This window comes from Acidicapsa borealis (assembly GCF_059115245.1).
In genome coordinates, this window is sequence record NZ_JCACNY010000001.1 from 1,543,460 (window position 1) to 1,558,200 (window position 14,741).

Here is a 14,741-nt window from a genome sequence, read left to right on the forward strand (position 1 = left end):
TTTGTGAAGAGATTTGTAACTTTGTCACCGAAGGTTATCGCCGGTTCTGCAGTGGTTCTGATTGTGTTCTGCGGGCTTTCGGGATGCAAGAAGGAAGAGCAGGCCGTAGCCAGTGTGGCGAGCAACGCTGCGGCTGCCGAAAAGCGCGCCCAGGAAGCTTCTGCTGAGCATGAACAACAGCGGGCGCAGCTGGCGAAGATCTCGCTGCCGACCAAGAGCCGTTATGTGGATGTGCATGAGCCCGGTGCGTGGGAAAATCCGTTTCTGAGCTTCGACGAGAAGATGGTCAATCTTCGCGTGACGCAGGCGGATGCGAATACGAGCAAGATGGGCCAGGGCGGCATTCTGCGGCCGAACGCGGCGCGGCGGAACGAGATTCAGATTCGCCAGCAGGACATTGTCTCCGCGTTAATGTCGTTGCCGGAAGGTGCGTGGCCGTATGGGCGAGTGGTGGCGATTGAGGAATCCCCACTGGCGGATCGCAAGGCGCGTCCTGCGATTCGGCGGCAGATCGAGGCCGCGATTGCGCAGCTCAACGATCTGGGTGTTGTAGTGGATGAGTGGCCGACGCGTTAGGCTGGCTGGCCTTCTTCAACCGGGCCACTTCATTGCGTAGTTCCTGATTGGTGACAAGCAATTCACTGACGAGCATCTGGAGGCTCTGGTAGTGAGCCTCCAGTAGCTGCAACTCTGCCTGCATATTGCGTTCTCCGTCGCTGGGTTGCATTGCTGCTTCCTTTGGAAGATGCTGAAGCGATGTGTTCCATCTCGTGATTAGCCTCAACTTAGACTTCGTCAATAACCCGGGCAGCGGCATCGATCGCTTCGGCAATCTTGCGGATCTGTTCGGGGGAGAGGTTGCCCTGGCTGGCGCGCATCTTGAGCGCGAACATCAGGTTGGCGACGGCGCGCATGAGCTGCGGCGATTTACCGCGTCCGAAAGCTTTGCCTGCCTGCTCCATTCGGCCGAAGATGGCCTTGATGGTGGCCTGGTTGGTCTTCAGGTACTCTGTGCCCTGTTCCGTCACCGTATAGAGCTTCTTGGTGCCTTCCACGGTGGAGACTGTGGTGTAGCCTTCTTCTTCGAGCAGGGTGAGGGTGGGGTAGACGACGCCGGGTGAAGGTGCGTAGCCGCCGGACAGGCGTTCTTCAATGGCCTTGATGATTTCGTAGCCGTAGCTTGGCTTCTCGGCGACCAGCGCGAGGATGACCAGGCGAAGTTCGCCGCTGTCGAACATACGTTCGCGGTCGCTTCCGCCGAATCCTCCACCGCCAAATGGGCCGCCAAAACCGCCGCCGAAGCCGCGACCGAATCCTCCCCAGCCGCCGTGCCGGCCGCGGTGACGCTCTTCGCGATGATGGCCGCAGTGCTCGTCGCGCCGGTTGCCGGGGCCGAAAGCGGGCTGTCCTTCTGTAAATTCGGCTTCCGCAAAGCGGTGCGCCATGAAACGTTCAAACTTATTTTTTCCAAACATGATGATTCTCCTTGTGGTGTGTTTCTGATCTTCTCGATACATTTCGTGAATGGATCACGATATATCTTAAGATATATCTAAGATTGTCGTAACGCAAATTGGATTCAAGAAAAATTGTTGGTCTGAGTTCTTATTTCTGGAAATGACGGCCAGTTCAGACAGACGGGGATTGAGACGGCACAACGAATTTGCGGATTTTGGTGGCGTGCACTTCTCAATGGTTCCCCGGCTGTTCTACCGTTAGCAACATGCCTTATTCTGCGCGTTTCCTGGTGCGATCTCTCTCTGTCCTTTCGCTGTTGTGTATATTTCCCGCCGATGGCCGGACCCAGTCGGCAGCGCATATTGACCCCAAACTTGGGGTGGATGGTGGCGGGAACGTCATTATCGGCCCTGCTGTGCCCTACGGAATGGCTAAGCCGGGACCGGACATGGCGCCGGGGACGTCGAATTCGGGCTGGAATGCGGATGGGGAAATTCTGGGTTTCTCGCAGACGCATGTTTCGGGCACCGGTGGCGCGCCAAAGTATGGCAATGTATTGATCCTGCCGACGACTGGCCCTGTAAAGCCGAAAACGGCTGCTTCTCCGCGCGGCAATGAGCAGGCTTCCGCTGGCTACTATGCGGTGGAACTGGCGCGGTACGGGATTCAGTCAGAGATCACGGCTGCTCGCCGGACTGCTGTTTACCGGTTCACCTATCCGGCGACGCAAGAGGGGAACCTGCTGTTCGACGTGGGTCACATCCTTGTCTCTACATATGAAGGACAGATCGTGACGGCGAGCCATGCGGAGGTTTTGTCGGCCACGGAGGTTGCCGGATCCACCTCCGCGATTCGTGGATGGAACGGGCAGAATACGCCGTATACGGTTTTCTTCTATGCGGTCACCGACACGCCGGCGACCGCCTATGGAACCTGGCAGGAGGCGCAGGTGCATGCCGAGAGCAAGTTGGAAGACTATGCTGCGCAACAGGCACCGGGCCATCTGCCGGGGGCTGGTGCGATGGTTTCGAACGGTGCTTACCTTAGCTTCGCGACGCGCGCCAAGCAGAGTGTGATGGTGAAGATCGGTATCTCGTATATCTCCGTGGCACAGGCCAAGCAGAATGCACTTGCCGAGGTGCCGGGGTTCGATTTTGACGGCACGCGCAGGGCGGCGGTGGCCGCCTGGGATAAGGCGCTTGCGCCGATCCAGGTAACGGGCGCGAGCGATGCCGAGCTTGCCAAGCTCTCTACGGCGCTCTACCACTGCATGCTGATGCCGGTGGACCTGACGGGGGAGAATCCGGTGTGGACTTCTGCTGCTCCGAATTACGGTGATTTTTATACGCTCTGGGATACGTTTCGCAGCTCCAACCCTTTGCTCACGCTGATCGATCAGGAGCACGAAGTGGCTATCGTCAACTCGCTGCTGGATATTGGCGAGCATGACGGCTATCTGCCAGACGGACGCAGCGGCAACTTTACCGGGGTAACGCAGGGTGGGTCCGATGCGGACATGGTGGTTGCCGACGCCTACGTGAAGCATCTGCCGGGCATCGACTATGCCAAGGCGTATGCCGCGGTGGTCAAGGACGCGGAGGTAGAGCCGGAGAACTACATCTTCAAGGGGCGGGGCGATCTCTCGGAGTGGCACTCTCTTGGATACCTGTCTTTGGAGGGCTCCGGGCCCAAGCGTGAGGGATCACCGGACGCTCTCTACTCAGCGGCGCGCGCGGACAAGGCGCCGATCCCGAATCGGCCGGACAGGCCTGGCTCGCGCTCGATGGAATATGCGGCCAATGATTACGCCGTTGCGTTGATGGCCCGGGGGCTTGGGCACCGCGAGGATGAAGCCAAGTATCTCGCTCGCGCCGGGAACTGGAAGAAGCTGTGGGATGCGGATGCGATGGATCATACGGAGGGTGGCGATGTGCGCGGCTTTATCTGGATGCGGCATCGCGACGGGAGCTGGCTGACGCCGTTCGATGCCAACCTTGGCGGCACCTGGCATCAGAACAATTTCTATGAGGGAAGCACCTGGACCTATTCTCTGTTTGTTCCGCAGGATGTTCGTGGGCTCATGGAGATCGCTGGCGGGAGGGATGCTTTTGTGCATCGCCTCGACCTCTTCTTTGCGGATGTGGCTGCGATTCGCGACAACAGGTTTGATACAGCTTCGAAGACGCCGGCGGCGAGTTTCAAGTCCGTTGGCCGCTACGATGTGGGCAATGAGCCTGGCTTCCTTTCGCCTTATCTGTACAACTGGGCGGGACGGCAGGATCGCACTGCTTTCCAGGTCCGCAACATTTTGGCGAGCACGTACACGACCGGGACGAAGGGGCTGCCGGGCAACGACGACTCAGGGGCGATGGGTTCCTTTTATGTGTTCAACAAGCTGGGATTTTTCCCGGTAGCGGCGCAGACGACTTACCTCATCGGCAGCCCTTACTTTCCGCGGATGACGATGCATTTGCCGAACGGCAAGAGCTTCACAATCGTGGCTACGGATGTCTCCGACACAAACCTGTACATTGCAAGCGCGACGTGGAATGGCGAGCCTCTGCATCGCTCGTGGTTTACCCATGATGAGCTGATGCGGGGTGGGACGCTGGTGCTGAAGATGACGAGCCGCCCGACGCATTGGGATACGGGAGATGCGCCACCTTCGCTGTCGGATGCTGCCGCGATAGCGAAGTGACGTAGGTTGTGTCTTCTTGGGGGATATGCAGGAGATGTATCGCTTAGGATCCAGGCGGCGGTGCGGCTCATAGCAAGAGGTGTGGCACCGGATCGACGTGTTTTTGCTTGCTAGACAGCGGAGTTCGGTTCCAGTTCGCGGGAGAAGATGAGCAGGGCGCCGATGACCCAGAGGTAGTGGCCGGCGAAGACGATCATGTGGACCCGGAAGAAAAGGAAGACCCAGGTTGCCAGCAGGAAGATGGGCAGGAGTGCGGCGAGGATCATGCGTAGCGGGGCCAGTTTGCGGGTGAGGCTGAGAATGAGGAAGGCGACGGTGATGAGGTTGATCCAGCCGCTGAGGACGACGAGGAACTCGTTCAGACCCTTGACTTCTGAATGGTAGACGGTCAACAGGGCAAAGCGGGCGCAGAACCAACCGCTTATTGCCTCACCGGGGGTCGAATTGGCGAAGTTCACTGCGGGGAGGAAAAAGGCGATGGCGAATACAACGACGCCGAGGATCTGCAGGAGAAGGAAGAGCGGTACCTGGGGCCCGCTGCGGTAGCTCTGGTTCATGCGGACCAAGATAACATTGGCGCGCATGAACCAGAAGCAGGAATTGGCGATTACTCGGCGTTGTCGATCTGGGCGCGTTGCAGGGTGTCGCTGTAGTCGATGTAGACGGCTTTCCACGTGGTGTAGAAGTCGATGGCCGCGCTGCCTTCGCGGTGGCCGTTGCCGGTTTGCTTGACGCCGCCGAAGGGCAGGTGGACTTCCGCGCCGATGGTGGGGGCGTTGATGTAGGTGATGCCGGCTTCGAGGTCGCGGATGGCGGCGAAGGCGCGGTTCACGTCCTTTGAGTAGAGCGCGGTGGAGAGGCCGTAATCGATGCCGTTGGCGATCTGGATGGCTTCTTCGAAGGTGCTGAACTCGATCAATGAGACGACCGGTCCGAAGACTTCTTCGCGGGCGATGCGCATGTCTGGGGTGACGGAGCCGAATACGGTCGGTGCGAAGAAGGTGCCGTTGGCGTAGGGGCCTTCGGTGAGCTGCTTGCCGCCGGTGAGGAGCTGTGCCCCCTCTGCAACTGCGATGGCGCAATACTTGGTGCTGGTTTCGATCTGCTGCTCGTTGACCTGCGGGCCGACTTCGACGCCGTCGTTGAGACCGTTACCGACGCTGAGTGCGGCGGCGCGGGCGACTAGCTTCTGGGTGAATTCGGCGGCGATGTCTTTGTGCAGCAGGATGCGGCTGGTGGCGGTGCAGCGCTGGCCTGTAGTGCCGAATGCGCCCCAGAGCGCGCCTTCTAGTGCCAGCTCGAGGTTGGCGTCTTCCATGACGATCATGGCGTTCTTGCCGCCCATCTCGAGAGAGACTGGCTTGAAGTTGGCGGCGGCGCGCTGGGCGACGTGCGAGCCGACGGCGCTGGAGCCGGTGAAGCTGATGGCGCGCACGTCGGGATGCTCGACGATGGGGGCGCCTGCTTCAGGGCCGAATCCGGCGACGATGTTGATGACGCCTGGCGGAAGGCCTGCGTCCATGAGGGTCTGGACTAGGTTGTAGGTGGAGAGCGGTGTGTCTTCGGCGGGCTTGATGACGCAGGTGTTGCCGGAGACGAGGGCGGGGAAGAGCTTCCACGAGGGGATGGCCATGGGGAAGTTCCACGGGGCGATCATGCCGACGACGCCTACGGGCATGCGGATGGACATGGCGAACTTGTTGGCGAGCTCGGACGGGGTGGTCTGGCCGAAGAGGCGGCGGCCTTCACCGGCGACGTAATAGGCTTCGTCGATGGCTTCCTGTACGTCGCCGCGGGTTTCGGCGAGGACTTTGCCCATTTCGCGGGTCATTTCGCGGGCGTATTGCTCTTTGCGTTCGGCGAGGAGCTGGCCGGCGCGGAAGAGGATTTCGGCGCGCTTGGGCGCGGGTACGAGGCGCCAGGTGGCGAAGGCCTTCTTGGCGGCCGCTACGGCGAGGTCAACGTCTTCGGCGTTCGATGAGGGGAAGATGCCGACGATGTCGGAATGATCGGCTGGATTGACGTTCTGGAAGGTCTGGCCGGATTTGGAGGGCAGCCATTCGCCGCCGATGAGATTGTGATAGATCTTCGTTGCCACAGAATTCCTCGCTTTGCGTTATGAAGACAGACGGGCCTCTGCAGGGTGCAGGTGCCAACTCTCCAGCTTATCCCATGTTTGATGTAGCCCGTTCTCCTATCGATTCTGTAGGCTTGCTGCGGGCAGCCAGTGCCAGACTCGCGGTGGGCAAAGGCATTCGTTCTTTTCAGGCATCAGGAGCGGGGGAAAATGTTGAACTTGCGTCGAACGATATTTACGGTTCTTTGTCTGGTGTTGGGGAGCGGGATGTTTGCCGTGGCGCAGCCTGTTGCTGCTGCGGCTTCATGGACTGTGACGTCTCCTGAGGGCAATGTGAGCGTTCAGGTGCATCAGGCTCCGCTGACATATTCGGTCGCGTTCCACGGACAGCAGGTGATCATTGATTCTCCTCTGGGCCTTGAGTTGAAGGGCTGGCCTACCGCGGCAAAATTGAAGGTCATCGAGGAGAAGCATCAAGCTGTGGATCAGCCGACTGTGCTGGTGTGGGCCAAGTCTGCTGGAGTGCGCAATCACTATAAAGAGATGACGCTGCTGTTCGCGGACTCTGCTTCGCCGGAGCATCGGATCGGGCTTGTGGTTCGGGCGTATGCGGATGGTGTGGCGTTTCGCTATCAGCTTCCGGAGCAGAGTGGCAATGGGGATTTTGTTGTGAAGACGGAGCTGACGGGGTTTCGTTTTCCGGGTGATCCTACCGTTTGGGCTACGACGTATCCGGCGTTTTACAATTCTTCGGAGCAGCATTATCCGAAAGTGAAGTTATCTGATCTGAGTAACGGATCGATTGTTGGATTGCCGCTGCTGGCGGAGGTGAGGCCTAATGTTTATGCGGCGTTGGCGGAGGCGGACCTTTCGGACTGGGCGGGTATGTCCCTGACGCCAACCAATACGGGGCTCGCAGCGAATTTGTCACCGAGGTTAGATGGTAATGGGCTGGTGACGGGGAAGCTGCCGCATGCTTCTCCGTGGCGTGTGATCATGCTGGGGACTACGCCGGGGGCGCTAATTGAGTCTTCGCTGATTGAGAATCTGAATCCGCCGTCGGCGATTGCGGATACTTCGTGGATTCATCCGGGGATGATGGCGTGGGACCACTGGTGGAGCGGCGATACGCAGGTCGATAACGAGACGATCAAGCGCTACATCGCGTTTGCCTCGGAGATGGGTTTTCCTTACCAGTTGATGGACTGGCAGTGGTACGGGCCGTATGGCGAGCCTACGACGGACATCATGAAGCCCAAGCCGGATCTCGACTGGCCGGGGCTGTTGCAGTTCGCGAAGGACCATCATGTGCGCGAATGGCTTTGGATCCACAGCACGGATATCAACAAAGCGCTGGAAGCGGGCAAGCTGGATGCGGTGTTTGCGCTCTATGAGAAGTGGGGCATTGCCGGAGTCAAGATTGACTTCATGGATAGCGATGACCAGGCGATGGTGAACTGGTATATCCGCGTGGTGCAGTTGGCGGCGGCGCATCACCTGATGGTGGATTATCACGGGGCGTTCAAGGACAAGGGTTTGCGCGTGACGTATCCGAATCTGCTCACACGCGAGGGTGTGATGGGCAATGAGTACAACAAGTTCTCGAATCGCGTGACGCCGACGCACAAGCTGACGCTGCCGTTTACGCGCATGCTGGTGGGGCCGATGGATTACACGCCGGGTGGCTTTTTGAATCGCAGTCCCGCGGAGTGGAAGCAGACGATGCCGACGGAGGTGATGGGCAGCCGGGCGCAGGAGCTTGCGTTGTTTGTTGTGTACTGGAGTCCGCTGATGTGCGTTTCGGATGATCCGGAGCATTATGCGAATCAGCCGGGGCTGGATTTTCTGCGCGTGGTGCCTACGGTGTGGGATGAGACGCGGGTGCTGGATGGTGCTGTGGGCGAACACATCGTGATGGCGCGGCGCAGCGGGAAGAAGTGGTTCGTGGGTGGGATGACGGCGGATGAGGCTTACAGCTATCGACTCCCGCTCAGCTTTCTGGGAGAGGGTACGTTCACGGCGCATCTATTTCTGGATCCCGCGGACCCGAAGGCGAATTACGAGGCGCTTAGTCAGAGCACCAAAGTGGTGACGGCGCGGGATGCGATCACACTTCCGATGAGGCCTGCGGGCGGGGCGGCGCTCTACTTTGAACCAGCGCCTTAGTCATTCGGCCAAAGTGTCTTGCGATGGTTAGGTCGGTTGCGTGTAGTCGGTTGCAGGCCTGGAAATCGCCGATATTTCAAGTGTCGCAATCAGCAAGGCGGTCACGGGCCGGTATTGCTGGAGGATGCAGTCCGAACTAAATGGGGTAGATGGAACACAGGCATCGCTTCGGTAACGCCTTATCTGGCAAAAGAAGATTGGAGCCAAGCCGCGCTCACGCTAGGATTGGTTACATGCTCATCAATGCCGCGCTGCTGATCCAGGATGTTCAACTCCTGTGCTTTACGGTGGTGTTCGGCGTGCTGGCATTGCAGCGCTGGAGTGATGCGACTCGGCGGTGGCTATGGTTCAGCTTCCTGGCCAATGCGGCGGGGCTATCTTTGACCTGAGTGGCGATCACCTGCCGAACTGGGTCAGCCATGGCATCAACCAGGCGATGATCCCGCTCTCCTATGCACTGCTCAACGTCGCTTTGGTGCGATTCGAACGCAAGACAGGGAAGGCGGTGTGGATGTCAGCGGCTATTTTGCTGGTGACACTGCCTTTCTTTCTACTCTGGAGGAGTGACCCTGGCCAGATTCATAGTTTTGCGCTGGGCGATGGCGCTATTGCCCTGGAATGCCTGGTCACCGTGGCGATCCTCGCCGTAGGCACGGAGCGGTCTACGCGAGCGCCACGCGTGCTGATGGGTAGCTTCCTCGTCATCTTTGTGGCGATTGAGATAGCTCGTTTTCTGGTTGCGTTCTTCCTCAATGCTGATCCGGATAGCTACTCTCACCGGCTGGAGGTAACGAGCGCTGTTGCGTATATCGTCAACACATCGCTGCTGCCGCTGGCCTTTATCTGGATGATGCACGCAAGGCTGGAGTTTGATCTTTTGCAGCAGGCGGTTGTTGATCCGCTTACGCAGGTGCTCAATCGCCGTGGGTTGGAGCAGGCTCTGGATCGTGAGTTGGCGCGTTTTCAGCGTTACGGGGACAACCTCACGATTGCCATCCTCGACCTTGATCACTTCAAGCAGCTCAACGATACGCACGGGCACGCCGCTGGCGACATCGTGCTGTCGACGGTGGCGGAACTGCTGGGTAGGCGGTTGCGCGGGGCCGATGTTGTCGGTCGCTATGGTGGTGAGGAGTTTGTGCTGATTCTGCCGCATACAGATGAGTCTCAAACTGTGACCGTGCTGGAATATCTTTGCTGGACCATCCGCGAATATCCCTTCGTTTTTGATGGAACGCCGGTGCAGGTCACTGCGAGCCTGGGGGCTACGACGACGCGTGGGCGGGAAGTGGCGACCGCCGTTGACCTGCTACATGAGGCGGATGTAGCACTCTACAAGGCTAAGAAACTTGGCCGCGACCAGGTGTGCTTCTTCGCGCCCGACGGCGCCGGAGTAGAAGCCCTGGCGTCCTCGGCTGGTGCGCATCCTGCTGGTTCGTGAAGGCAAACAATTCGTACCGTTGATGCGCACCCGGATCAATGATTTGCTGTTGCAGGTTGCAACGGTAGATCATGCCTCTGAAAAAGCAGTTTATTTGCGTCCACCTTGAACCAGAGCCAGAAGCCGATCAAGAGCAGCGCTGCCATGGGGATGAAAGGTAGCGTGTAGTTGCCGAAGCGCTCGACCAGGAATCCAAAGGCGATCGAGGAAAGGAATGAACCGGCCTGCGATGCGGTGTTCATCGCTCCGACGATGGCGCCGGCGTATTCTCCGCCAATATCGAGGCATACGGCGAAGACGCTTGGTTGCTGGAAGCAGATGCCGCCGTAGATGAGGCAGAGCAGGGAGAGGGCGAGCGCGGAATTGTGGGTGAGCATCAGCGTTACCGTGCACGCCGCGGAAAGTCCGAGCCCTGCGAGACCGATGGCGCGGCGGCCCTGGCACAGGCCCAGCCTCTTCACGGCTCGATTGCTGGCGAGTCCGCCGCTGAAGTTTGCGAGGCCGCCCACGACGAAGGGCAGGGACGAGAGCAGCAGGTCGTGTTCGCTGTAACCGTGTGCTTTCACGAGATAGGTGTGGAACCAGGATTGAAAGAAGTTGTAAGTGTAGACGTAGCAGCCGGCTACTCCGAGGATTGCCCAGAGATTGCCTGAGCGAGCTATCGCCTTCCATGGGAAGTTGTGGTGGGAGCGAACTACCAGCCCGCTCGTCTCTTCGAGTTCTGATGCGGGGACGCCTTTCATCTCGGCGGGAGAGTCGCGGAACCAGCGAAACCAGATGGCGCTCCAGCCGATGCCGAGGAAGCCGAAGACGAAGAAAGACGCGCGCCAGCCGTAGTGAATCTGGATTGGCACGACGAGCAAGGGAGCGATGGCGCCGCCGAACTGGCTGGCCATCATGATGATGCCGAAGGCGCGTCCGCGTTCGTGCACGGGGAACCAGCGGGAGACGGCGACGGAGGCGACGGGGAATGCTCCGGCCTCGCCCATGCCGAAGAAGAAGCGGACGGCGAGGAGCGGATAGAAGCCCGAGACGAGACCTGTCAGCGAGGTGAAGACGGACCACCAGAGCACGATGCGCGTGAGGACGCGGCGGGCGCCGATGCGATCGCCGAGCGCACCGCTGGGCATTTCGAAGATGGCGTAGGAGAGGATGAAGATGCCGGTGACCCAGCCCCACGCATAGGGGCCGAGTCCCAAGGCTTGCTGCATGCGCGGGCCGGCAACCGAGATGCAGACGCGGTCGAGATACGTGATGACAAGCAGCAGAGAAAGAAGCACCAGCACGCGATTGCGGAACTTCATTCTCACCTCTTCCGAATGGCTGGCCTTACTTTACCAGCCATTCGACAGATTCCGCGCTAGGCCTTTGCAGTTGCGGACATCTCGAAGTGGAGTGTGCCGCCACTGGTGATTGCTGCGTGGGTTATGGTGATCCCAGAGACTGATTGGCCGTTGAGTTGAGTGCTGCTGACGTAGACCTTCTCAGCGGTGTTGCCGGGGGCTTCGACGACGAATGGTTTTTTGCCGGGGAGTCGAAGCGTGGACTTTACGAAGAGCGGGCTGCCTAGCGTGTACTCTGCCTTGCCGGGGCAGTGGGGGTAGAAGCCGAGGGCGCTGAGGAGGTACCAGGCGGCCATTGAGCCCGTGTCTTCATCGCCGGCAAACTGCTCCGGTGAGTAGAGCTCGTCCATGACTTTGCGGACCCAGAGTTGAGTGATGTCGGGACGGCCCGCGTGGGCGATGACGTAGAGCATGTTGTGCGAGGGCTGGTTGGAGTGGGCGTACTGGCCGAACTCGACGGCGGCCATCTCGGACATTTCGTGAATCTCTGAGCCGTAGACGCCTACGTTGAAGATGGGCGGGGTGGTCAACATCTTCTCGAGAGCCTCTGCCGAGGCGGCTCTTCCGCCCATGGCTTCGATGAGTTCGGGAAGCTGGTGCGGCACGTCCCAGCGATGCTGCCAGGCGCCGCCTTCGACGTAGGGATTACCCCAGGTGAATGGGTCAAACGGGGTCATCCATGAGCCGTCGGCGTTCTTGCCGCGCAGGAACTTTACGCTGGGGTCGAAGATGTTGCGCCAGTTCTCGGAGCGCTTCATGAACATGGCGTAGTCGTCCTGCTTGCCGGCGGCTTTGGCTACCTGAGCAATGCAGAAATCGCCGTAGGCCGCGTCGACGGTTTCGGCGGCGGACTGGTCGATCTGGTCGGCGGGCAGGTAGTTGTACTTGAGGTATTCTTCGATGCCGACGCGGCCGTAGCCTTTCGCGGCATCGCCCTTCATCGTTGCGTGCTTCTTCAGGCCTGCATACGCTGCCTGGAGGTCGAAGCCTGGGATGTTCTTTGCGGCTGCGTCGCCAAGAACCGAATCGATGAGGCTGCCGGTCATGCAGGCGCGGTAGCCGGGGGCGGGGAATTGCGGGAGCCAGCCGCCTTCCTTGTAGGCGTTGACCCAGGCTTGCAGGATCTCGCCGAGTTTTTCCGGGAAGACGATTGACATGAAGGGATACCAGGCGCGATAGACGTCCCAGTAGCCGTGGTCGGCGTACATCAGACCGGGCTCGACTTTGCCGTTGAAAGCGCTGTAGTGCTGGAATTTGCCGCTGGCGTCGGGCTCGTGGAAGGTGCGGGGGAAGAGCAGGGCGCGGTAGAAGCAGGAGTAGAAGGTGCGCTGCTGCTCGGAGGATGCGCCTTCGATTTCGATGCGATGGAAGTGCTCGTTCCAGGTGGCTGCGGCGGCATCGCGCAGGGCTATTGGCGATTTCTGGCCGAGCTCGTTCTTGAGATTCAGCTCGGCCTGCTCGAAGGAGATGAAGGAGGTTGCGATTCTGGCTTCGATGGCTGCGCCGGGCTTGAACTTGACGACGCCGATCTGTGTTTCCTGCTGGTGGCGGCCTGAACCTTCCTCGGGCTTCTTGATGTCGAAGCTCTCCCACTTCTCGGCGAACTCGATGACGTAGTAGGTGGCGAAGCCCTCCGGGACGCCGCCGGCGTTGGCTGTCGAGGTGAAGCGGATGCGCCTGCTGGCGGGCTGGGGCGTGATCTCTGCGCCTTTGCCGAGAACGTCGAAGGCCAGGCCGGTGGGTTTCGGGCCGTCGCTGTTCTCGAAGGACGCGGTCAGCAGGCAACAGCGCTCGGTCGGAATCAGTTCGACCTTGGCGCGGTAGCGGAGCAGGAAGAGCTGCATGGAGTAGGGCAGGAGCTTTGCGTCTTCAGGGCGATAGGACGAGGCGCGTGAGCCTGCTGTGGGGTCGATGTCGCCAGAGAAGGGCAGGAAGATGGCGTGGCCGTAGTCGTCGAGCCAGGGGCTGAGCTGGTGGGTGCAACGCAGGCCTTGAATGCGCCGTACGCCGGGGCTGAACATCCAGGGGGAGCCGGCCTGGGATTGCAGCGTCCAGTGGGCCATGCCGAAGGGCAGGGCAGCGATGGGCAGGGTGTTGCCGCGCGAGAAGGCTGGTGTTGAGTCTGTCCCTTGCAGGATGTTCACGGCATCGACTGCGGTCTTGAAGCTGTCCTTGCTGGCCTTGGACGCCGGGCCGGGTGTTGGACTGGTAGCCGGGTTGGCGGGTACGGCGGCTTCGGCGGCTCGCTCGCCGATGAGTGTTGAGCCGATCGCGGCAAGGCCGGAAGTCTTGAGGAAATTTCTTCGGCTGGGGCGGGAGTTGTTTTCTTTCGTCATTTCGGCCACGGTTGCCCTCTCGTCGGTGGATCGCAAGTGGTCGTTTGCTTAAATTTCGACCAAGTCACAATCTAATTGACGATGCCTGCTGCCAGGAACTGCGGGAAGCCTACCAGCCCATGGTGCCGGGTGCGCCTTTGAAGGGGCCGGTGACGTGGGAGGTGATCCAGCCGCCGTAGAAGTCGCCGGGCTGGGGCTGGACGCGCTCATTGTCGACCCAGCATTCGTCAACACGACTGGCGTAGAAGGCGAGGTGATCTTTCAGGGCTGCGTACTGCTTTGCTGGGGTGGCGTAGCTCCAGGCTGCGGCGGCGATTGGCTTTTGGCCAGGGAGAGCCAGATCCCAATAGGTGGCCAGGCCTTTGAATTCGCAGAAGCTGCGACCTCGGGCGCTGGGGCGAAGCAGGTGCATCGCTACGTCTTCCGGCGGGAAGTAGTAGACAGGCGGATGGCTGGTTTCGAGGATGCGCTGGCCGCGGTTGGTTTCGGCGACCGTGATGCCGGCATGGACGATGCGAAGGCGGCGAGGGGTGGATTCGAGGCGCGGCGGGCGCGGGTAGTCCCAGACGGACTCCGTTTGTGCCGGATTGGCTTCTGGATTTGCAACTTCAGCGCCGGATTTTTTCATGACGTAGCGGACCCCTGCTTTCACTGTAGACGCGGATGCGGGTTGCAGCGGATGCTGGGACTACTCCTGTTTGGGCGGATGGAAGTGCGAAGTTGAAGAGTTCCGACAAGCCGATTGACCGGATGGATCGTCTGGCCGACCTGACGCATTTTCCAGCGCTGGTGAATGCGGGCGCGACGGCCAACATCCTGATGACGGTGACGATCACCTGGTGGCTCGTGCCCCGGTATCCGCAGATTTACGCTCCGGTGGTGTGGACCGTGGTGGTGCTGGCCGCGAATCTGCTGCCGGTGGTGCTGTTGCGGGCGGTTGGGTTCAACAGGGCACCGATCCCTGCACTGGGGCAGATGGATTTCTTTCGCGATCAACACCGGTTCTCCGATTGGGTCTATCTTGCGGCTTCTGCGAACATGGCTTTCTGGATTTTGGTGTCCTGGTCAGTATTTTCGATTTCACCGGCACCGATGACGCTGGGAATTGTGCTGGGAGTGGCGTTTCTGGTGACATTTTCTCCGCCCTTGCTAAGGGCATTACCCCGCTGAGTACTCCCGCGATTTGAGATGGATCTCCACTATCCGCACTAGGGGCTGTATG

General features: G+C 59.9%; 12 protein-coding genes. 6 read left to right on the top strand and 6 right to left on the bottom strand.

The window, feature by feature from the left end:
• Positions 1-21 precede the first annotated feature (21 nt).
• A complete protein-coding gene (locus AC5S27_RS06185) occupies positions 22-576 on the top strand; it encodes a hypothetical protein (RefSeq protein WP_493933688.1) in 555 nt (184 codons plus the stop codon).
• Positions 577-785: 209 nt separating this feature from the next.
• On the opposite strand, the gene AC5S27_RS06190 is transcribed toward AC5S27_RS06185, so the two are convergent.
• On the bottom strand, positions 786-1,475 hold the full coding sequence (locus tag AC5S27_RS06190; protein WP_493933689.1) for a PadR family transcriptional regulator: 690 nt from the start codon (positions 1,473-1,475) through the stop codon (positions 786-788).
• 248 nt (positions 1,476-1,723) lie between these two features.
• Between AC5S27_RS06190 and AC5S27_RS06195 the strand changes: the two genes are divergently transcribed.
• Complete coding sequence (locus AC5S27_RS06195) at positions 1,724-4,156, top strand: GH92 family glycosyl hydrolase (protein WP_493933690.1); 2,433 nt, start codon at positions 1,724-1,726, stop codon at positions 4,154-4,156.
• A 110-nt stretch (positions 4,157-4,266) separates the two neighbouring features.
• Here AC5S27_RS06195 and AC5S27_RS06200 read toward each other — a convergent pair whose 3' ends face one another.
• A complete protein-coding gene (locus AC5S27_RS06200) occupies positions 4,267-4,740 on the bottom strand; it encodes a hypothetical protein (protein WP_493933691.1) in 474 nt (157 codons plus the stop codon).
• Between the two features lie 23 nt (positions 4,741-4,763).
• Positions 4,764-6,254, bottom strand: coding sequence for an aldehyde dehydrogenase family protein (locus tag AC5S27_RS06205; protein ID WP_493933692.1), 1,491 nt, complete (start codon positions 6,252-6,254; stop codon positions 4,764-4,766).
• Positions 6,255-6,443: 189 nt separating this feature from the next.
• On the opposite strand from AC5S27_RS06205, the gene AC5S27_RS06210 reads away from it, so the two are divergent.
• The 3 genes from AC5S27_RS06210 to AC5S27_RS06220 all read left to right on the top strand — a co-directional run bounded on the left by AC5S27_RS06210 (position 6,444) and on the right by AC5S27_RS06220 (position 9,840).
• Entirely contained in the window at positions 6,444-8,399 is a 1,956-nt protein-coding gene (locus AC5S27_RS06210; RefSeq protein WP_493933693.1) for a glycoside hydrolase family 97 protein, read from the top strand.
• A gap of 233 nt (positions 8,400-8,632) precedes the next feature.
• Complete coding sequence (locus AC5S27_RS06215; RefSeq protein ID WP_493933694.1) at positions 8,633-8,788, top strand: hypothetical protein; 156 nt, start codon at positions 8,633-8,635, stop codon at positions 8,786-8,788.
• On the top strand, positions 8,743-9,840 hold the full coding sequence (locus AC5S27_RS06220) for a GGDEF domain-containing protein (protein WP_493933695.1): 1,098 nt from the start codon (positions 8,743-8,745) through the stop codon (positions 9,838-9,840). Before AC5S27_RS06215 ends, AC5S27_RS06220 begins: the two co-directional genes overlap by 46 nt.
• 35 nt (positions 9,841-9,875) lie before the next feature.
• Here AC5S27_RS06220 and AC5S27_RS06225 read toward each other — a convergent pair whose 3' ends face one another.
• From AC5S27_RS06225 to AC5S27_RS06235, 3 genes are all read right to left on the bottom strand, one after another.
• The gene (locus tag AC5S27_RS06225; RefSeq protein ID WP_493933696.1) at positions 9,876-11,144 is read right to left on the bottom strand and encodes an MFS transporter; all 1,269 of its coding nucleotides are present in this window, start codon (positions 11,142-11,144) and stop codon (positions 9,876-9,878) included.
• A gap of 56 nt (positions 11,145-11,200) precedes the next feature.
• Positions 11,201-13,519: a GH92 family glycosyl hydrolase gene (locus AC5S27_RS06230; protein WP_493937277.1), complete on the bottom strand. Its 2,319-nt coding sequence runs from the start codon at positions 13,517-13,519 to the stop codon at positions 11,201-11,203.
• Positions 13,520-13,628: 109 nt separating this feature from the next.
• Entirely contained in the window at positions 13,629-14,147 is a 519-nt protein-coding gene (locus tag AC5S27_RS06235) for a DUF427 domain-containing protein (protein ID WP_493933697.1), read from the bottom strand.
• Positions 14,148-14,239: 92 nt separating this feature from the next.
• Between AC5S27_RS06235 and AC5S27_RS06240 the strand changes: the two genes are divergently transcribed.
• On the top strand, positions 14,240-14,689 hold the full coding sequence (locus AC5S27_RS06240; RefSeq protein WP_493933698.1) for a hypothetical protein: 450 nt from the start codon (positions 14,240-14,242) through the stop codon (positions 14,687-14,689).
• The last annotated feature ends 52 nt before the right edge of the window (positions 14,690-14,741 follow it).

Excerpts from the sequence above, each read along its gene's own strand:
- AC5S27_RS06225 (WP_493933696.1), bottom strand. The coding sequence starts at position 11,144 with ATGAAGTTCCGCAATCGCGTGCTGGTGCTTCTTTCTCTGCTGCTTGTC.
- AC5S27_RS06220 (WP_493933695.1), top strand. The coding sequence starts at position 8,743 with ATGGTTCAGCTTCCTGGCCAATGCGGCGGGGCTATCTTTGACCTGAGT.
- AC5S27_RS06230 (WP_493937277.1), bottom strand. The coding sequence starts at position 13,519 with ATGACGAAAGAAAACAACTCCCGCCCCAGCCGAAGAAATTTCCTCAAG.
- AC5S27_RS06215 (WP_493933694.1), top strand. The coding sequence starts at position 8,633 with ATGCTCATCAATGCCGCGCTGCTGATCCAGGATGTTCAACTCCTGTGC.
- AC5S27_RS06210 (WP_493933693.1), top strand. The coding sequence starts at position 6,444 with ATGTTGAACTTGCGTCGAACGATATTTACGGTTCTTTGTCTGGTGTTG.
- AC5S27_RS06195 (WP_493933690.1), top strand. The coding sequence starts at position 1,724 with ATGCCTTATTCTGCGCGTTTCCTGGTGCGATCTCTCTCTGTCCTTTCG.
- AC5S27_RS06190 (WP_493933689.1), bottom strand. The coding sequence starts at position 1,475 with ATGTTTGGAAAAAATAAGTTTGAACGTTTCATGGCGCACCGCTTTGCG.
- AC5S27_RS06200 (WP_493933691.1), bottom strand. The coding sequence starts at position 4,740 with ATGCGCGCCAATGTTATCTTGGTCCGCATGAACCAGAGCTACCGCAGC.
- AC5S27_RS06235 (WP_493933697.1), bottom strand. The coding sequence starts at position 14,147 with ATGAAAAAATCCGGCGCTGAAGTTGCAAATCCAGAAGCCAATCCGGCA.